Genomic DNA, 18,267 nt, shown 5'->3' on the forward strand with positions numbered 1-18,267 from the left:
GTCCGGCCGCTGACCGTGGCAGCATGACCGTGTGACCGAGACGACGACCCGCACCGACGCCGCTGCGCCGACCGCAGCCGACATCGACGCTGCGGCCGTCAGGTTGCGGGACATCGCCACTCTCACACCGCTCGAGTACTGCGACAGGCTGTCCGCGGTGACGGGTGCGAACGTCTATCTCAAGCGCGAGGACCTGCAGCGGGTCCGCTCGTACAAGCTGCGTGGCGCGTACAACCTCATGCTCCAGCTCACCGATGCCGAGCGCGCTGTCGGTGTGGTCGCTGCCAGTGCCGGTAACCATGCACAGGGAGTCGCGTTCGCGTGCCGTGCACTCGGCGTCCGCGGCCGCATCTACGTCCCCACCAACACCCCGAAGCAGAAGCGTGATCGCATCGCCTTCCACGGCGGCGACATGGTTCAGGTGATCAGCGTCGGATCGACGTTCGACGCCGCCGCCGCGGCCGCTCTCGAGGACGTCGCACGGTCCGGAGCCACCATCGTCCCGCCGTTCGACGACCCTCGGACGACGGCCGGCCAGGGAACCATCGCCGCCGAGATGCTCTCTCAGCTCGGCACCACCACTCCCGATCTCGTCGTCGTTCCTGTCGGAGGCGGCGGGTGCATGACGGGAGTGGCCGCATACCTGGCGGAACGTTCTCCGAGCACGTCGATCGTCGGAGCCGAACCCACCGGTGCAGCGTCGATGGCGGCGGCCCTGATGGCCGGTGGCCCCGTGACGCTTCCCGAGGTCGATCCCTTCGTCGACGGCGCGGCGGTCCGACGCGTCGGGAACCTGCCGTATCGCGTGATGGCAAGCCTCGGCACCACGGTCGAATCGCACTCCGCGCTTCCCATCAGGACCGGAACCGACGACGGCCGCGGCTCGGTGGTCGTGACGCAGGTCGACGAGGGCGCGATCTGCACGGCCATGCTCGACCTCTATCAGAGCGAGGGCATCATCGCCGAGCCGGCGGGAGCACTGTCGGTGGCCGCACTGTCGCACGTCGACATTCCTGCCGGGTCGACCGTGGTGTGCCTGATCTCGGGTGGGAACAACGATGTGTCCCGCTACGGCGAGATCCTCGAACGGTCGTTGGTCCACAAGGGTCTCAAGCACTACTTCCTCGTCGACTTCCCGCAGGAGCCGGGCGCGCTGAGGACGTTCCTCGACGTCGTGCTGGGCCCGGACGACGACGTCACGCTCTTCGAGTACGTCAAGCGGAACAACCGCGAGACCGGTGCCGCGCTCGTCGGCATCGAACTGGGATCCTCCGCGGATCTGTCGGCCCTGCTGGAGCGGATGGAAGATTCGCCGATGCACGTCGAGCACCTCGAACCGGGCTCCCCGGCGTACCGCTACCTGACGTAGTTCGTCCCGAGCAGTCGCTCGACGACGGCGCGGTGCAGGTCGGCATCCGTCTGGGGAAGGCCCAGCAGCGCGGCGAAGTAGATGCCGTCGCCGACCAGGCGGACGATCTCCGCGTGGACCGGATCCTCGATCTCGCGTTGCAAGGCTCGGTCCCACATTCCCATGACTTCGATGACGGCCTGGTGGACCTCGCCGGGCCGCCCGTCCATGCTGCGCAGCGCAGCCAGCGTGGAGCGGTACAGCGCCACTTCCTCGGCCGAGGTCGCGTCGGGCGGTTGGAGGTACCACTGCGCGAGCGAGGAGCCGGCCTTCTCGGCATCGACTCGCTGTGCGTCCGCGCGGTCACCGAGCCGTCGGACCATCGACGCCATCATCGCGTCCTTGCTCGGGAAGTGATACAGCAAGCCACCTTTGGAGACGCCCGCCCGCGCGGCCACCGCTTCGAGGGTCGTCCTGTCCAGGCCTTCGTCGAGCAGCAGCGCCTCGAGGGCGTCCAGGATTCGGTCGCGCGTATCGGCTGCCATGACAAGGACTGTACCGGCTGGACGGTTGTTGCTACTCTGACGGAGTCCGACTGTACCGTCCGGACGGTAAACGAAAGAGGTGACCTGTGTCCGTGTCCGCGGCTGCGTCCGTGCAGCCGAATCCCGAAGAGTCCGCCGTACCCGCCACGAGGCGTGAATGGATCGGACTGATGGTGCTCGCCGGAGCGGTGATGCTCATCGCCGTCGACGGCACCGTGCTCGACATCGCGCTCCCGTTCCTGAGTTCCGATCTGCGTCCCAGCAGTACCGAGCTGCTGTGGATCATCGACGTCTACTCCTTCGTGCTCGCGGGACTACTGGTCACGATGGGCACGGTCGGTGACCGCATCGGCCGACGCAAGCTTCTGCTGATCGGCGCCGTCGGTTTCGGGTTGTCGTCGGTGGTGGCGGCATTCGCGGTCGATCCGGCGATGATGATCACGGCTCGTGTGCTCCAAGGGATCTCGGGCGCAACACTCATGCCGGCGACACTCGGCCTGATCCGGACCATGTTCCAGGTACGACGCGAGCGCACCCTGGCCATCGGCGTCTGGGGCGCGATGGCGGGCGGCGGCGCTGCCGCCGGACCGCTGGTCGGCGGGTACCTGCTCGAGCACTTCTGGTGGGGATCGGTCTTCCTGATCAACGTGCCGATCATGATCGCGCTCGTCGTGGTCGGGCCCTTCACGATCCCGGAATCCAAGGATCCGAACCCCGGACGATTCGATATTCCGAGCGCGGTCCTGTCGATTCTCGCGATCGTTCCCGTCGTGTACGCCGTCAAGGAGACCGCGGCCCACGGCCCGAACGCCGTGATGGTGCCGATCGCGCTGGTCGGGATACTCGCCGGCCTCGTCTTCGTCCGACGCCAACGGACACTGTCAGCACCGATGATCGACCTCACGCTGTTCGCCCAGCGCCGCTTCTCGACGGCCGTCGCCACGAACCTGCTGTCGGTATTCGCTCTCGCCGGCGTGCTGTTCTTCGGGTCGCAGTACCTGCAGTCGGTTCTCGGGGTGTCACCACTGGAGGCAGGCCTAGTGATGGTGCCGGGTACCGCCACCAGCATCCTGGCATCGCTGGCCGCGGCTCACCTGGTTCGACGGTGGGAGGCGGGCACCGTTCTCGCGGTCGGTCTCGCGACGTCCGCCGTGGGCGCGCTGCTGCTCACCCGACTCGGCCAGACGGACGGGATCGCCGTGTTCATGGCATCGTTCGTTCTCGTCGGGGTCGGTGCGGGGTTGGCCCTGACGTTGACCTCGGACCTGGTCGTCGCGTCGGTGCCGCCGTCACGCGCCGGGGCTGCGTCGGCCGTGTCCGAGACTGCCTACGAACTGGGTATCGCGCTCGGTGTCGCACTCCTCGGTTCCGTCGTGATGTCCGTGTTCCGCGGAGGCATCGATCTCGCCGCGCTGAACAGCTCGGACGCGGCCGGCGCTCAGGAGACCATCGGCGAGGCGGTGTCGATCGCGTCGACACTGCCCGCCGAGATCGGTGACGCGCTCGCGGCGTCGGCACGCGTGGCCTTCGTCGACGGCATGCACGTCGCGGCAGTTGCGACCGCCGTGGTCCTCGCCGGCAACGCGGTGCTCGTGGCACTCGCGTTGCGCGGCGGTGACGGTCAGTACAGGACGACGAAGGAGTGACCCGGGACCGTGGTCGCCGATCCGGTCGCGTTCGGCGTGGCCTCCTCCCACCACAGGAGCGGGGTGCCGCCGTACGGGACCGTGACCGGCGACTCGGACAGGTTGCACACGATGCGCAGTCCGGGTGACCGCTGGATCGCGATCCACCGCTCGTCCTCGTCGTAGTCGACGTGCAGATCGGTCAGCCACGGATCGGTGATCTCGATGCGGCTCGAGCGGAAGGCCAGCAGTGCTTTGTAGCACTCGAGGACCCGCGCGTGATCACCCTCGGTGATCTCCTCCCACTTCAACTTCGAGTCGGTGAACGTCGTGGGATCCTGCGGGTCGGGGATGTCCTCGCTGTTCCATCCGTGCGAGGCGAACTCCGCCTTGCGACCCTTCGCCGTCGCCTCGCCGAGTTCCGGTTCCGGGTGCGAGGTGAAGAACTGGAACGGTGTCGACGCGTCGAACTCCTCGCCCATGAACAGCATGGGAGTGAAGGGGGACAACAGGATCAGAGCGGCCTTGACCGCCAGCTGGCCAGGCGTCAGGTAGAAGCCCGGCCGGTCGCCGATCGCGCGGTTACCCACCTGGTCGTGCGTCGTGGTGTACGCGACCAACGAACTCGCCGGCAGCAGACGTCGGTCGATCGGCCGCCCGTGCACCCGTCCGCGGAACGTCGAGTAGGTACCCGCATGGAAGAAGCCCTGCGAGATCGTCGTCGCGAGGCACTGCATCGAACCGAAGTCGCCGAAATAGCCCTGCCGTTCGCCCGACACGGCGGCGTGGACCGCGTGATGCACGTCGTCGTCCCACTGCGCCGTCAGCCCGTAGCCACCGCCTGCGCGAGCCGTGATCAGCGTGGGGTCGTTCAGATCGCTCTCGGCGATGAGGCTCAGCGGTCGACCGACGTGGGCCGACAGCGTCGCGGTCTCGACGGCCAGCTGTTCGAGAATGTGCGTCGCGGTGGTGTCCGCCAGCGCGTGCACCGCGTCGAGACGCAGTGCGTCGACATGGAAGTCGTCGAACCACCGCAGCGCGTTGTCGATGATGTAGCGGCGGACGGTGTCCGATCCGTCGCTCGCGACGTTGACCGTCTGTCCCCACGAGTTGGCGCCGTCGGACATGTACGGGCCGAACTTCTCCAGATAGTTTCCCGACGGTCCGAGATGGTTGTAGACCACGTCGAGCGTGACGGCCAATCCTCGCGCGTGGCACGCGTCGACGAAGCGCTGGAACGCTTCCGGGCCTCCGTACCCCTCGTGCACCGTGTACCAGAGGACACCGTCGTAGCCCCAGTTGTGCGTACCGTTGAAACCGTTGACCGGCATCACCTCGACGAAGGTGACGCCCAGATCGACGAGGTAGTCCAGTCGCTCGATCGCGGAGTCGAAAGTTCCTGCAGTGGTGAAGGTTCCGATGTGCAGCTCGTACAGGACGCCGCCCGCCAGCGGACGACCCGTCCACGACTGATCGGACCATGCGTAGGACTCGGGGGAGTACAACGCGGAGGCCTCGTGCACCCCGTCCGGCTGCCGGGGCGAGCGAGGATCGGGAATCACCGACTCGTCGTCGTCGAGGACGAAGCCGTACCGCGCGCCGTCGGCAGCAGCGGCCTCGGCGGTCCACCACCCGTTCGACTCGGTCATCTCGTGCAGTCGACCGTCGAGGTGCAGTCGCACACGGTCCGGCGTGGGCGCCCAGACGGAGAACGTGTGAAGGGTCGACGCATCTGCCGAAGTGGAGGGGCTCATGCACGCATCCTTACCCAGCGGAGGCCGTGTCGACACCGGAGACGGTGAGGCGGTTGCGAGCGTCACTCCCGGCCGTAGGTGCATGCTGGAGGCGTGGACAACGACGACGGCACCCTCGACCGGCAACCGGACACCAGGCCGGACGACATGTCGATCCTGCCGATGTTCCCGCTGGGCTCCGTCGTACTACCCGGAGACGACGTCCCGTTGCACGTATTCGAACCGCGGTACCGCGCCATGGTGCAGCACTGCCTCGACACGGACTCGCACTTCGGGGTCGTCCTGATCGAGCGCGGCCACGAGGTGGGCGGTGGCGACGTCCGCGGCACCGCGGCAGTGTCCACGCGAATCGACCGAGCGCTGCCCACCCAGGACGGACGGTTCGTCCTCGAGTGCCGGGGCGTGGAGCGCATCCGTGTCGTCGAATGGCTGACCGACGATCCCTACCCTCGGGCTCGGGTCACCGCGTGGCCCGATGCGCCGGACACCGCGGAGAACAACGACGAGATCGTCGATCTGGTGCAGGAGCGGACCGAGCGACTGTTCGACATTCTCACCGACATCGCCCGGGCGCGCGATCTTCCGACACCCGAGGTTCCACGCGTCGACGCCGGCGGGGGACGATCGACGGACGAACTGTGGGCGTTCGCGTCGTCGTTGCCCTTCGGCTCGTCCGATCGTTCGAAGATCCTCACCGCCGACACCGTCGGTCAGCGGCTCCGGGTGGTGGCCACGGCACTCGACGACGTCATCGCGATCGCCGAATTCTCCCGACTCCCGGACCTGTGATCGACGGCGCCCGTTAGGGTCGTTCACGACGGGGGTTCGCGATCTACACAGGAGGACCACAAGTGGCTCACGAGCGAGCGGGACAACGTGCGCAGGCGTCGGATCTGGTCGACCTGCCACATCTGGTGACGTCCTATTACACCGTGACGCCCGACGTCGACGACCCCGATCAGCAGGTGGTGTTCGGAACGTCGGGCCACCGCGGATCCAGCCTCGACGGCGCCTTCAACGAAGACCACATCATCGCCACGACGCAGGCCATCGTCGAGTACCGCGCGTCGCAGGGCACCACCGGCCCCCTGTTCCTGGGCAAGGACACCCACGCCCTGTCGGAGCCCGCATGGGTCACCGCGGTCGAGGTTCTCGCCGCCAACGACATCGTCGTTCTCGTCGACTCCGCCGGTCGCTACACGCCGACACCTGCCGTCAGCCATGCCATCCTGCGGCACAACGCCACCGGCCCGTCGGCGCTCGCGGACGGAATCGTCGTCACGCCGTCGCACAACCCCCCGCGCGACGGCGGTTTCAAGTACAACCCGCCGAACGGCGGGCCCGCCGACACCGACGCCACCTCGGTCATCGCCGCGCGAGCCAACGAGATCCTGCGCTCGGGAGTCGCGTCCGTGAAGCGGGTGTCCCTCGCTGCCGCACTCGCCGGAAGTGTGCAGAAATACGATTACCTGGGCACGTATGTCGACGACCTTCCGTCCGTCCTGGACATCGACGCGATCCGTTCCGCCGGCGTGCGTATCGGCGCCGACCCGTTGGGCGGTGCGAGCGTCGACTACTGGGGTGCGATCGCCGAGCGGCACCGTCTCGATCTGACGGTCGTCAACCCACTGGTCGACGCCACCTGGCGATTCATGACTCTCGACACCGACGGCAAGATCCGCATGGACTGCTCGTCGCCCAACGCGATGGCCTCGCTCATCGAGGCGCGCAACGACTTCGACGTCTCCACCGGAAACGACGCCGACGCCGACCGCCACGGCATCGTCACCCCCGACGGGTTGATGAATCCCAACCACTACCTCGCGGTGGCCATCGACTACCTGTTCTCGCACCGTTCCGGATGGCCGACCGCCGCCGCCGTCGGAAAGACGTTGGTCAGTTCGTCGATGATCGACCGGGTCGTGTCCTCGCTCGACCGCAGACTGCTCGAGGTCCCCGTCGGATTCAAGTGGTTCGTGCCCGGTCTGATCTCCGGCGACATCGGGTTCGGCGGCGAGGAAAGTGCCGGTGCGTCCTTCCTGCGGAAAGACGGATCCGTCTGGACGACCGACAAGGACGGCATCATCCTCGCGCTGCTGGCCTCGGAGATCACGGCGGTGACGGGGTCGACGCCGTCGCAGCGGTACTCGTCCCTGACCGACCGCTTCGGCAACCCGGCCTACGCGCGTACCGATGCGCCCGCCGATCGTGAGCAGAAAGCGTTGCTGGCCAAGCTGTCCGCGGATCAGGTGACGGCCACGACGTTGGCGGGGGAGGAGATCACCGCGACGCTGACGTCCGCGCCCGGGAACGACGCCGCCCTCGGTGGGCTGAAGGTGACGACGGAGAACGCGTGGTTCGCCGCGCGCCCGTCGGGCACCGAGAACGTCTACAAGATCTACGCGGAGTCCTTCAAGGGAGCGGACCATCTGGCCGAGGTGCAGAGTGCGGCACGCGATCTCGTCTCGTCCGTCCTGTCCGGGACGTGACGGACTCGTCCGACCTCTCGAACGGCGGCCCTGCCCCGAAGAGTTCGGCGAAGGACGACCCGACGCGTGACATCTGGATTCTCGTCTCCGCCGCGTTCGTCATCGCTCTGGGGTTCGGCATCGTCGCGCCGGCCTTGCCGGGGTTCGCGCTGGACTTCGGCGTCGACGAGTTCGCCGTCACGGTCATCATCTCCGCCTTCGCGGCCACGAGGTTGATCTTCGCCCCGGCCAGTGGGTCGCTCGTCCAGCGCATCGGTGAGCGCAGGGTCTACCTGACCGGACTCGTCGTGGTCGCGGTATCGACGGGCTTGTGTGCGCTCGCTCAGACGTACTGGCAACTGCTGCTGTTCAGATCGCTCGGCGGCATCGGGTCGACCATGTTCACGGTGTCGGCGCTCGGGTTGCTCATCCGCATCGCCCCGCCGGACCGCCGCGGTCGCGTGTCCGGCATGTACGCGTCGAGCTTCCTCGCCGGAACGGTCCTGGGGCCTTTCGTCGGAGGGATCGTGCTCGGGATCGGCGGCCTCCGTGCACCGTTCGTGTTCTATGCGGTCACGCTCGTCGCCGCGGCTGGGGTCGTTGCCGTCGGCCTGCGCTCGCCGGCAGCCACCACGAGAGCCGACGAGGCCGCATCCGTCACGTTGCGTTTCGCCGACGCGCTCCGATCGTCGACGTACAGGTCGGCGCTGCTGTCGAACTTCGCCAACGGGTGGGCGGTCTTCGGGGTGCGGACAGCCATCGTTCCGTTGTTCGTGGTGTCGGCGCTGGGCCGCAGCGCATCGATGGCCGCCATCGCCCTCGCGGTGTTCGCGGTCGGCAACGCGGTGGCCTTGGTGCCTGCGGGGCGCCTGTCCGATCGGCACGGCCGCAAGCCGTTCCTGGTCGCCGGCCTGCTGCTGTGCGGCGCGTCCACTTCGGCGATGGGTATCTCCGGGTCCACCGAGGTGTTCCTGGTCATCACGTTCGTCGCCGGCATCGGGTCCGGTCTGATCACGCCGACCCAGCAGGCGGCCGTCGCGGACCTCATCGGTAGCCGCGCCCGCGGCGGCCCGGTCCTCGCTGCCTTCCAGATGGCGATGGACGTCGGTTCGGTCATCGGGCCGCTGGTTGCCGGAGTCCTGGTGACGCACCTGTCCTACGGTGTGGCATTCGGCTCGTCCGGCGCGATCCTGCTGATCGCCGCGGTGGGGTGGATGGTCGTTCCGGACACCCGGTCGGGAGGCGGGCTGGCAGCCGTCTCGAGCGGTTCCGACGCGCTACGCGGTCCCGACGCCGATGAGGGACCCGACGCCGTAGGTCGCCGCGACGGCGAGTGATCCGAACAGCAGTTGCCTCAGCGCACCGATCACCGTCGACCGTGAGGTGAAGTGAGCGGCGAGTGCTCCGGCGACCATCAATCCCACCGCTCCGCAGGCGAGTCCGAAGGCGAGGACGTCCGATCCCAGCAGGAACGGGATCAGCGGGATGATCGCGCCGATCGAGAACAGCACGAAAGAGGACCCCGCCGCGACCCACGGTGACGGCTTCTCCGTGGGATCGACGCCCAGTTCACGGGAGATGTGCAGATCGACGGCGCGGTCGGGTTCCGTGTGGATCTCACGGGCAGCCGTGGTCGCTGTCTCGGCGGACATGCCCATGTCGGTCAGCATGCCGACCAGCTCCGCCTGCTCCTCTGCCGGATACTTGGAGAACGCGGCACGCTCGGTGTTCACCTCGGCGTCGATCTGTTCGTTCTGGGTCGACACCGACGTGAACTCACCGAGAGCCATCGAGAACGCGCCCGCGACGAGTCCGGCGATGCCGCTCAGGACGAGCGTGTGAGTGGTGACGCCGGCTCCACCGACACCCGCGATGAGTGAGGTGTTGGTGACCAGGCCGTCCATGGCGCCGAACGTCGCGGCGCGCAGCCATCCGCCGGAGACGTCGGCGTGTGTGTGATCGAACTCGTGTGGCGGCAGAGTCGATTCCCCGGCCGGTGAGGTGACGGCCTGCGGGTCGTGGGGGTCGATGTGGGTCACCGGGCGAATGTACGGCGAAGTCGAGTTCTCTACCAGCAAGCATTGGCAAACCTGACCGTGTTGCGGACCGGGTTTCTCAGGCCGTTGTCAGTCGACCGTGACACAGTGTTCTCCGTGAATGCCTCCACGCCGTCGTCACCGAAATCGCCGAAGTCGTCGGGATCCGCGAGAACGACCAAGTCGTCGAAATACACGCCGCAGAAGTCGTCGAGCACGTCGACCTATGTCCTGGGTGGTCTCGCGCTCCTCGTCATCGCGGCCGTCGTCATCGGCGGCGTTCTGTGGCAGAACTCGCGCAGCGCACCTCGGGCCGACGGATACGGTTCCGTGCAGAACACTGCGGTCACCACCTCGGTCGATCCCTCGGGCGTCGTCACCCTGGGTGCGCCCGGCGCGAGCCGCACAGTCGACATCTTCGAGGACGCGATGTGCCCCTACTGCGCGGAGCTCGAGAACACCTACGGCCAGGAACTAGCTCAGAAGATCGACGACGGGACAGTCGCCGTCCGGTACCACATGCTCGACTTCCTCAACCGCCTCTCGCCCAGCGGTGACTACAGCACCCGCGCGGTAGCCGCATCGCAGTGCATCGCGGCCACGGGTGACGGTCCGGCCTTCTCCGCGTTCCACTCGAACCTGTTCTCACCCGAGTTCCAGCCCGAGGAGAACGGCAGCGCCGACCACACCAACGCCGAGCTGGCGACTGCGGCGGGAGATGCGGGCGCATCCGACGAGGCCGTGCAATGCATCACCGACGGTGCCGGGGTAGCAACCGCGGCAACGAATGCCGAGGCGGGCAGCGCCGCTCTCGCCGCTGCCGGTGCGCAGGGCACGCCCACGGTCATCGTCGACGGTGCGATCGTCGACACCACCACGGACACAGGGTGGGTGGCCGATCTGGGCTGAACCGGATTTGGACCTCGCAATGGCGATGGTGTAACTTCGGTCGAGCGTTCTTCGGGCGGTACGGAAGCACTTTTCGGACCACACGGAGATGCACGGGGCTATGGCGCAGCTGGTAGCGCACCACACTGGCAGTGTGGGGGTCAGGGGTTCGAGTCCCCTTAGCTCCACCGAAAGAACAAGCTCCACCGAACAACGAGATTCACCGACATACGACGAAGCCCCATGATCTTCCGATCATGGGGCTTCGTCGTGTCTCAGTGACTGGCGTCGTACGCCTTCTGCACCTCGGACGGGATGCGTCCGCGCGCTGCGAGGTCGTATCCGGCGCCGAGGGCCCATTCGCGCACGGCCTTCGTTTCCTCAGCGCTGCGACGTCCCACAGCGGTCGACTGTCGTCGAGTCGAGGAGTTGGTGCGAGTCGAACCGCCGGACCGGGTCGAGGAACTCCCCGACACCTTCGCCGCATGGTCCACGTAGTAACCCACCGTGCGGCGGAATTCCGCAGCATTGACCGGCCCGAGGTCTATTTCGTACGTCTGTCCGTCGACGGCGAACGTGATGTGTTCGCCGTCCTCGTCGATAGGGGTGCTGTCGATGTCGTCGACCAGGTGAACAACGACCTTCTTTGCCATGTCGTCCGCTTTCGTTGTATTCGTATTCCTGAAACGCGCTGCGACGGACATTACCGTCGGTCAGGGACCGAGTAATAGTCGGGTGCGCTTTGTTGCCGTCATTTTCCGTAACCGGTGGATCCATTGTCGAATTCTGCTGTCACCGTCCGGCCGAGCATGGTAATCGGTCACGATGCGGTCACGGTCGCCTCTCGATGGAAGTACGGACAGTCAATTCTTCCGAGCCATTCTTCATGTTGTGGGAGGTTTTCGTCGGGCGCGTGCGCGCTCGGCGTGGAATGGGGGACGTGTGCGGGTCAGGACAATGTTCGAGCGCAGCTCGCTGACGACGTCGGCGGTCGTTCTCGCATTCGCGGTATCAGGCACCGCTGCAGCCACTCCCATAGCAGCGGAGCCGCTCGCCGGGACAGTGGTCTTCCTGGACCCCGGTCACCAGGGGAGCTCCGCCGGCGAAAACCTCTCACGTCAGGTAGACGACGGGCGGGGAGGAACGAAGGACTGCCAGACCACCGGCATGACGGCTCTGGGCGGCACCCCTGAACACACCATCGTCTGGAACGTCACGCAGCTGGTGAAATCGAGTCTGGAGAGCCTGGGTGCGACCGTCGTCCTCAGCCGTCCCGACGACGACGGGTGGGGTGGCTGCATCACCGACCGGGCGGCCGCTGCCAGTGCGTCCGGGGCAGCCGTCGCCGTGAGTATCCACGCGGACTCGACCTCGACGGCGGGCACGCCCGACTCGGCCGATCACGGTTTCCACATCATTGTCCCGACACTTCCGATTCCGTCCTCGGAGGTGAACTCTGTGCAGTCCGGCGCCGGGCGGGTCGCGTCCACAGCAATGCGCGATGCTTATCTGCGGGAGGGTTTCACGCCCTCGAACTATGCGGGAGTGGACGGCATCCAGGAACGATCCGATATTGCCGCGCCTGCACTGACCACGGTGCCGGTCGTGTTCGTCGAGATGGGGAACGGCTCCGACCCCGGTGATGCGGCGATTCTGGAAAGCGCGGACGGACAGTTGTCCCACGCCATCGCGATCGGCGCCGGAATCATCGACTTCGTTCTGCACGACGAGTGATGCACAGCGGGGCTCACGTACCCTGTTCGGCGTGCCACGCAACGCAGTTCCGGTCGTCCTGGTGGCCGGGTATCTGGGGTCCGGAAAGACGACCCTGCTCAATCACATCCTGCGGCGCAACGACGGACTCCGCATAGGCGTCGTGGTCAACGATTTCGGTGCGGTGGACATCGACTCGATGTTGGTGGCCGGCCAGGTCGACTCCGTCGTCACGCTGGGAAACGGTTGCCTGTGTTGCGCCGTGGACACCGACGATCTCGACGACATGTTCGGCGCTCTCACCGCCACGAGTGGACTTGTCGACGCCATCGTCGTCGAGGCCAGCGGTATCGCCGAACCACGAGCGTTGATCAAGATGGTGCTGGCCAGTGCGGATGCGCGGATCCGCTACGGCGGACTGGTCATGGTGGTCGACGCGCTGTCCCTGCCCGAGACGGCAGCGGCCAATCCGCACCTCGACCAGCACCTCGCGATGGCCGACCTCGTCGTCGTCAACAAGGCCGATTCGGTCGAGAAGTCCACGCTCGACGCGGTTCTGGCCGAGGTGCATCGGGCCGCACCCACGGCGCCGAGGGTGGTGACGTCCAGGGGAGCAGTGGATGTCCGGCTACTCCTGGATCCGCCGGAACGACAGGACGACGGACCGCGCCAACTGACGCTCGACGACCTCCTCCGGGAGGACGACGATCACCACGATCACTTGCACACCGAGTACCAGACGGTCAGTGTCGAGACGACCGACCACCTCGATCCGAGAGCATTGATCGACTTCCTGGAGAACCCGCCACCGGGGCTGTACCGCTGTAAAGGGTTCGCCCGATTCGGGCGAGGTGATGCTCGGTTCCTGGTGCAGACGGTCGGAGTGCACATCGAGATCGAGACGGCGTCGCCGCGCGGTGGGACGGCGCTGGTGTTCATCGGGTCAGGCTTGGACGTTGAGGACACCAGGCAACGGGTCGAGTCCATGATCCGGACGGAGAGCGCGACGGACGCCGAGTTGCTGGCGGTCCATCGCTTCGTCCGCCGGTCGACGGATGACGGTGCGGCAGAACGGGATTAGAGTCCGACCCACTCGCTGGTGCCTTCCGGGAACTGCTGACGCTTCCAGATCGGTACCTCTGTCTTGATGCGGTCGACGAGCGTCTGCAGGGCGGCGAAGGCTTCGGCGCGATGCGGTGACGCCACGGCGGCGACGAGTGCCGTGTCCCCGATCGTCAGATCGCCCACGCGGTGGATGGCCGCCGTGGGCAGCCCCGAGGCCGCCGCGGCGTCCTCGCAGCATCGCCGCAGGAACTTCTCGGCATCGGGGTGGGCGCGATATTCCAGGGCGGAGACGGACTTGTCGTGGTCGTGATCGCGGACCACACCCCAGAACACCAGTACCGCACCGTGAGTGGGCCCGGCGACCGCGTCGGACACGGTGGCGGGATCGATCGGATCGCTCGAGATGCGAGCAAGGATCTCGGTCATTCGTGTGCTCCTCCGCCTCGGACCTGTGCGACGAGATGGTCGAGGAGCGGATCCAGAACTCCCAGGCCGTCTTTCACCCCTCCCGGAGATCCCGGCAGATTCGCCACGACGCTCCGCCCGGCGACCCCGACCAGGCCGCGGCTCAGTGATGCGTGCACCGTCGCCTCGAGGCCTGCGCGCCGGATCTGCTCCGCCACCCCGGGGAGTTCGCGGTCGAGCACTGCCCTGGTGGCCTCGGGAGTGGCGTCGGTCGGCGAGACGCCGGTGCCGCCCGTGGTGATCACCAGTGCGGGACCGTCCGTCAGCGCGTCCTGCAGCCCGGCGGCGATGTCGGCGTCCGCGACCACCAGCGGTCCACGGACGTCGTATCCACGGTCGTCGAGCCATGCCGCGATACGGGGTCCGGTGGTGTCCTCGCGCGTTCCGGCGGCGCTTCCGGTCGAGGCGACGACGACGACGGCGGTGCGATCCCCGAGGGGAGCTCGAGCAGGCGCGGGCGTCGGTGTCTTCGAGTCCCGTGTCCACACGCCGCGCTTTCCGCCTTCCTTGCGGACCAGCCGGACGGACTCGATCGACGCGGCCGGATCGACGGCCTTGACCATGTCGTGCAGTGTCAGGCCGGCGATCGACACGGCCGTCAACGCTTCCATCTCCACACCGGTGCGTCCGGTCGTGACGGCCGTCGCCTCGATGGAGATGGAGTCCTCACCGAACTCGAACGACACGGCGACCGACGACAGCGGGAGGGGATGACACAGAGGAATGAGCTCGGATGTCCGCTTCGCTCCCGAGATGGCAGCGATGCGGGCGGTGGCGAGGACGTCGGCCTTGGGCATCCCGTCCGCGCGGACCAGACGGATCACGTCCGCGGTGGTCCGCAGCAGTCCCGCGGCGACCGCGACGCGTCGGGTCTCGGCCTTGTCGCTGACATCGACCATGCGGGCGCGCCCGTCGGAATCGAGATGCGAGAGGGCGCCGCCGGGCTGTTCCTGGTCCGGACTCGTCTGCGGGGTGGTCTCGTTCACGGAGATCAGCCTGTCACAGCGGCAGGACGCGCACAGTGTTGCCGGCGGGGATCCGGACCGTGTCCGCCGGGACGTCGACGAGGACGTCCGCTGCCGCCATCGAGACCACCAGGTGCGAACCGGGCCCGGACGTCACGGCCACGCCGGTGTCGGTCAGGCGGCCGCGGAGAAATTGTCGACGTCCGGGGATGGACACGATCTCGGCGTCGGCGACGTGGTCGGACGGCGCCGAGACGGGCAGCCCGGTGAGTCGACGTATCACCGGCCGGGCGAAGACGAGGTACGACACGACGGTGCTGACCGGGTTGCCCGGAAAGCTGATGACCGGTGTGCCGTCCAGGTCGGTCCATCCCTGCGGACCACCCGGCTGCATCGCGACGTGGGTGAACGTGCCGCCGAGCGGCCCCAGCACGTCCCGTACCACCTCGAAGTCGCCCATCGAGACTCCGCCGGACGTGAGAACCACGTCCGCGGATGCGGCGGCCTCGGTCAGCATCTCGCGGAACTCCTGCGCGTTGTCGGTCGAGCGCCCGCGGAAGGTGACCTCGGCGCCGTCGGCCGCCGCGTAGGCCGCGAGGGTGAGGCCGTTCGAGTCGTACAACTGGCCCGGTGCCAGCTCGCGGCCGGCCTCGACGAGTTCGGCGCCCGTCGCGATGACGGACACACGCAGCCGTGGAGCCACCTCGACGTCGGCCCAACCGACCGCGGTCAGCGCCCCGAGATGTCGGGGCCGCAGGGTCGTCCCCGCCCTGACGACGACGGATCCTTCCCGGATGTCGCTTCCTTGTTCTCGGACGAACTCACCGGCGCTGCGGCCGGCGAGGATGCGCACGCCGTCGTCGTGGATCTCGGTGTCCTCGACGGGAACGACCGCATCGGCCCCGTCCGGGACGGGCGCGCCGGTCATGATCTTGCGGGCGGTGCCGTGTCGATGGGACTGTCCGCCGTCGTCGCCGGCCGCGGTGGTGCCGGTGACGGGGAGGGTCACGGGAACGCTCGCGACGGACGCCGCGTCGACGGCGTACCCGTCCATCTGCGAGTTCCGGAAGTTGGGTACGTCGATCCGTGCAGGCACGTCGACGTGGGTGATCCGGCCCGACGCGGACTCGAGGGAGATGCGTTCGGGTGACCGCGCCTGGAAGGAACGCGTGATCATCCGGTCGACGTGCTGGGTGTGTTCCTCGACCGAACGGTCGCCCGTTCCGTGCCTGTGCGCCATGGCGACCATCCTAGGGATCTGTGGACAGGCATACTGGTCGTACAGGAATCTGCGGAGGTGGTGCGAGTGACGGCGGTAAGTATGGGAATCCCCAGCCTGCCGGGCGTGAGCCGCCCGCCGTCCATGGCCGGGCGTCCGGACGTGCCGCACCTGCTCGACAGCTTCGGCCGTATCGCTCGCGATCTCCGGATCTCCGTCACCGAGAAGTGTTCGCTGCGGTGCACCTACTGCATGCCGGCGGAAGGCCTGCCGAACCTCGAGTTCGAGCAACTCCTCACCGCCGAGGAGATCGCTCGACTCGTCGGTGTCGCCGATCGACTGCTCGGCGTGCGAGAAGTCCGTTTCACCGGGGGAGAACCCCTGGTGCGCAAGGACATCGTCGACATCATCGAACGGACCGCCGCGAGCGCCCCGACCGTGGAGTTGTCGATGACCACCAACGGCATCGGCCTCGATCGACGCGCCGAACGGTTGAAGTCCGCGGGTCTTAGCCGCGTGAACATCTCCCTCGACACCGTCGACCGTGCCCATTTCGCCTCGTTGACACGCCGCGACCGGCTGCCCGCCGTGCTGGCGGGAGTCGACGCCGCGTTGGCAGCCGGGTTCGCCCCGGTCAAGATCAACGCGGTGTTGATGCGCGAGACGTTGCGCGGCGCACTGGATCTGGTGCAGTGGTGTCTCGACCGCGGAGTGGATCTCCGGTTCATCGAGCAGATGCCGCTCGACGCGGACCGTGAGTGGGCACGCTCGACGATGGTGTCCGCAGCCGAGCTGCTCGACGTCCTCGGTGAGCGGTTCACGCTCGTCGGTGTCGGGCGTGACGACGCGTCGTCGCCTGCCGAGGAGTGGACGGTCGACGGTGGTCCCGCCACGGTCGGCATCATCGCCTCGGTCACCCGGTCGTTCTGCGCCGACTGCGACCGCACCCGACTCACGGCGGAGGGCACGGTGCGTTCTTGCCTCTTCAGCGACGCCGAGACGGATCTGCGCGTCGCCCTGCGCGGCGGCGCGAGCGACGAGGAGATCGCGCAGCTCTGGCGCGGTGCCATGTGGAACAAGTGGGCCGGTCACGGCATGCAACGTGAGGACTTCGTGCCACCCGAGCGGTCGATGGGAGCCATCGGTGGCTGACGTCGAGACCGTCGAGGTGCGCTACTTCGCGGGTGCCGCCGATGCTGCGGGAACAGACCTCGAGTCCTACCAGCTGCGACCGGGGGCGACGGTCGGCGACGTCAAGGGCGCTCTGCGGGAGCGTCACGGGACCGCCCTGGAACGCGTGCTCTCCGTCGCGGTTTTCCTGATCGGCGACGAGATGGTGCGTGACGACGCGTACCCGGTCGGTCACCGTGTGGACGTGTTGCCGCCCTTCGCCGGCGGATAACGCGTGAGCACGGACGGGCAGACCTTCGTCAAGACGCGTCACGACGCCCATGCCGATTTCTTCGCCGCCGAGGCCGCGGGGCTGCGGTGGCTCGCCGCCGGGGGAGCGCGCACCGTCCGTGTCCTCGACGTGGGCGCCGCGCACATCACTCTGGAGCGTCTGCAGACCTCTCGTCCGTCCGCTGCGGCGGCACGAGAGTTCGGTGGCCGGCTCGCGCGACTGCACGACAGTGGCGCGCGGAGCTTCGGGTGTGCGCCCGAGGGATTCGAGGGCACGATCTTCATCGGAGCCCGCAAGATGTCCTCCACCGAGTACGACGCGTGGGGGCACTTCTACGCGGCCGAGCGAGTGCTGCCGTTCCTGCGGGTGGCGGTCGACGCGGGCACGGTCACGGCCGACGAGTGCATCCTCGTCGAACGAGCCTGCGAGGTGATCGCGTCGGGAGCTCTGGACGACGGCGACCCTCCTTCACGTCTGCACGGCGATCTGTGGAACGGCAACGTCGTGTGGACCGCGGACGGAGTCGTGCTGATCGATCCCGCCGCGCACGGAGGACACCGTGACACGGATCTCGCGATGCTGGAGTTGTTCGGCTGCCCGTACCTCGACGACGTGATCGCCGGGTACGGCGAGACACACCCGCTCGTCGACGGATGGCGCGAGCGCGTTCCGGCCCATCAACTCCACCCGTTGGCGGTTCATGCGGCCGGACACGGTCGCGGATACGGCGTGGGCCTCGTCGAGGCGGCGGAGCGCACCCTTCGTCTGGCGTGA

17 protein-coding genes, 1 tRNA gene and 1 pseudogene are annotated in these 18,267 nt (G+C 67.6%); 12 read left to right on the forward strand and 7 right to left on the reverse strand.

Annotated features, from left to right (window positions below):
• Positions 1-31: 31 nt before the first annotated feature.
• On the forward strand, positions 32-1,369 hold the full coding sequence (ilvA, locus tag RU01_RS20560) for a threonine ammonia-lyase IlvA (protein WP_042576457.1): 1,338 nt from the start codon (positions 32-34) through the stop codon (positions 1,367-1,369).
• Here ilvA and RU01_RS20565 read toward each other — a convergent pair.
• Positions 1,357-1,893 (reverse strand): TetR/AcrR family transcriptional regulator, encoded by a 537-nt coding sequence (locus RU01_RS20565; protein WP_042576458.1) that lies wholly within the window; start codon positions 1,891-1,893, stop codon positions 1,357-1,359. The two genes, ilvA and RU01_RS20565, sit on opposite strands and share 13 nt — an antisense overlap.
• Positions 1,894-2,063: 170 nt before the next feature.
• Here RU01_RS20565 and RU01_RS20570 point away from each other — a divergent pair, with 170 nt between their 5' ends.
• The gene (locus tag RU01_RS20570) at positions 2,064-3,539 is read left to right on the forward strand and encodes an MFS transporter (protein WP_082043294.1); all 1,476 of its coding nucleotides are present in this window, start codon (positions 2,064-2,066) and stop codon (positions 3,537-3,539) included.
• Here the strand turns inward: RU01_RS20570 and treZ are convergent.
• A complete protein-coding gene (gene treZ / locus RU01_RS20575) occupies positions 3,515-5,272 on the reverse strand; it encodes a malto-oligosyltrehalose trehalohydrolase (protein ID WP_082043285.1) in 1,758 nt (585 codons plus the stop codon). The two genes, RU01_RS20570 and treZ, sit on opposite strands and share 25 nt — an antisense overlap.
• Positions 5,273-5,365: 93 nt before the next feature.
• On the opposite strand from treZ, the gene RU01_RS20580 reads away from it, so the two are divergent.
• The 3 genes from RU01_RS20580 to RU01_RS20590 all read left to right on the forward strand — a co-directional run bounded on the left by RU01_RS20580 (position 5,366) and on the right by RU01_RS20590 (position 9,077).
• Complete coding sequence (locus tag RU01_RS20580) at positions 5,366-6,061, forward strand: LON peptidase substrate-binding domain-containing protein (RefSeq protein ID WP_052493391.1); 696 nt, start codon at positions 5,366-5,368, stop codon at positions 6,059-6,061.
• Positions 6,062-6,123: 62 nt separating this feature from the next.
• On the forward strand, positions 6,124-7,761 hold the full coding sequence (gene pgm / locus RU01_RS20585) for a phosphoglucomutase (alpha-D-glucose-1,6-bisphosphate-dependent) (protein ID WP_042576459.1): 1,638 nt from the start codon (positions 6,124-6,126) through the stop codon (positions 7,759-7,761).
• Positions 7,762-7,832: 71 nt separating this feature from the next.
• Positions 7,833-9,077: an MFS transporter gene (locus RU01_RS20590; RefSeq protein WP_231568797.1), complete on the forward strand. Its 1,245-nt coding sequence runs from the start codon at positions 7,833-7,835 to the stop codon at positions 9,075-9,077.
• Here RU01_RS20590 and RU01_RS20595 read toward each other — a convergent pair.
• Entirely contained in the window at positions 9,018-9,770 is a 753-nt protein-coding gene (locus RU01_RS20595) for a VIT1/CCC1 transporter family protein (RefSeq protein ID WP_042576531.1), read from the reverse strand. The genes RU01_RS20590 and RU01_RS20595 overlap by 60 nt on opposite strands.
• 123 nt (positions 9,771-9,893) lie before the next feature.
• Between RU01_RS20595 and RU01_RS20600 the strand changes: the two genes are divergently transcribed.
• Positions 9,894-10,685 carry a DsbA family protein gene (locus RU01_RS20600; RefSeq protein ID WP_042576532.1) on the forward strand — a complete coding sequence of 264 codons (792 nt, stop codon included), beginning with the start codon at positions 9,894-9,896 and terminating at the stop codon, positions 10,683-10,685.
• Positions 10,686-10,779: 94 nt separating this feature from the next.
• Positions 10,780-10,852 (forward strand) — tRNA-Ala (locus tag RU01_RS20605).
• Between the two features lie 87 nt (positions 10,853-10,939).
• On the opposite strand, the gene RU01_RS20610 is transcribed toward RU01_RS20605, so the two are convergent.
• On the reverse strand, positions 10,940-11,317 hold the full coding sequence (locus tag RU01_RS20610) for a histone-like nucleoid-structuring protein Lsr2 (protein ID WP_042576460.1): 378 nt from the start codon (positions 11,315-11,317) through the stop codon (positions 10,940-10,942).
• A gap of 304 nt (positions 11,318-11,621) precedes the next feature.
• On the opposite strand from RU01_RS20610, the pseudogene RU01_RS20615 reads away from it, so the two are divergent.
• A pseudogene (locus RU01_RS20615) lies at positions 11,622-12,386 on the forward strand (N-acetylmuramoyl-L-alanine amidase); the annotation flags it as partial.
• 43 nt (positions 12,387-12,429) lie between these two features.
• Positions 12,430-13,458 carry a CobW family GTP-binding protein gene (locus tag RU01_RS20620; RefSeq protein ID WP_042576461.1) on the forward strand — a complete coding sequence of 343 codons (1,029 nt, stop codon included), beginning with the start codon at positions 12,430-12,432 and terminating at the stop codon, positions 13,456-13,458.
• On the opposite strand, the gene RU01_RS20625 is transcribed toward RU01_RS20620, so the two are convergent.
• From RU01_RS20625 to RU01_RS20635, 3 genes are read right to left on the reverse strand one after another with little or no spacing between them, the layout of a single operon-like run.
• Positions 13,455-13,868 carry a molybdenum cofactor biosynthesis protein MoaE gene (locus tag RU01_RS20625; protein WP_042576462.1) on the reverse strand — a complete coding sequence of 138 codons (414 nt, stop codon included), beginning with the start codon at positions 13,866-13,868 and terminating at the stop codon, positions 13,455-13,457. The genes RU01_RS20620 and RU01_RS20625 overlap by 4 nt on opposite strands.
• Positions 13,865-14,893, reverse strand: coding sequence for a bifunctional molybdenum cofactor biosynthesis protein MoaC/MoaB (moaCB, locus tag RU01_RS20630; protein ID WP_269430168.1), 1,029 nt, complete (start codon positions 14,891-14,893; stop codon positions 13,865-13,867). The genes RU01_RS20625 and moaCB overlap by 4 nt, the downstream gene beginning before the upstream one ends.
• Positions 14,894-14,906: 13 nt before the next feature.
• Positions 14,907-16,112, reverse strand: coding sequence for a molybdopterin molybdotransferase MoeA (locus RU01_RS20635; protein ID WP_042576535.1), 1,206 nt, complete (start codon positions 16,110-16,112; stop codon positions 14,907-14,909).
• A gap of 66 nt (positions 16,113-16,178) precedes the next feature.
• On the opposite strand from RU01_RS20635, the gene moaA reads away from it, so the two are divergent.
• The 3 genes from moaA to RU01_RS20650 are packed head-to-tail and all read left to right on the forward strand — an operon-like array spanning position 16,179 to position 18,267.
• Positions 16,179-17,243 (forward strand): GTP 3',8-cyclase MoaA, encoded by a 1,065-nt coding sequence (gene moaA, locus RU01_RS20640; protein ID WP_156149028.1) that lies wholly within the window; start codon positions 16,179-16,181, stop codon positions 17,241-17,243.
• Positions 17,236-17,493: a MoaD/ThiS family protein gene (locus RU01_RS20645; RefSeq protein WP_042576464.1), complete on the forward strand. Its 258-nt coding sequence runs from the start codon at positions 17,236-17,238 to the stop codon at positions 17,491-17,493. The genes moaA and RU01_RS20645 overlap by 8 nt, the downstream gene beginning before the upstream one ends.
• 3 nt (positions 17,494-17,496) lie before the next feature.
• On the forward strand, positions 17,497-18,267 hold the full coding sequence (locus RU01_RS20650) for a fructosamine kinase family protein (RefSeq protein ID WP_042576465.1): 771 nt from the start codon (positions 17,497-17,499) through the stop codon (positions 18,265-18,267).

The sequence above is a fragment of the Rhodococcus sp. MEB064 genome, assembly GCF_000834565.1.
Classification (GTDB): Bacteria; Actinomycetota; Actinomycetes; order Mycobacteriales; family Mycobacteriaceae; genus Rhodococcoides.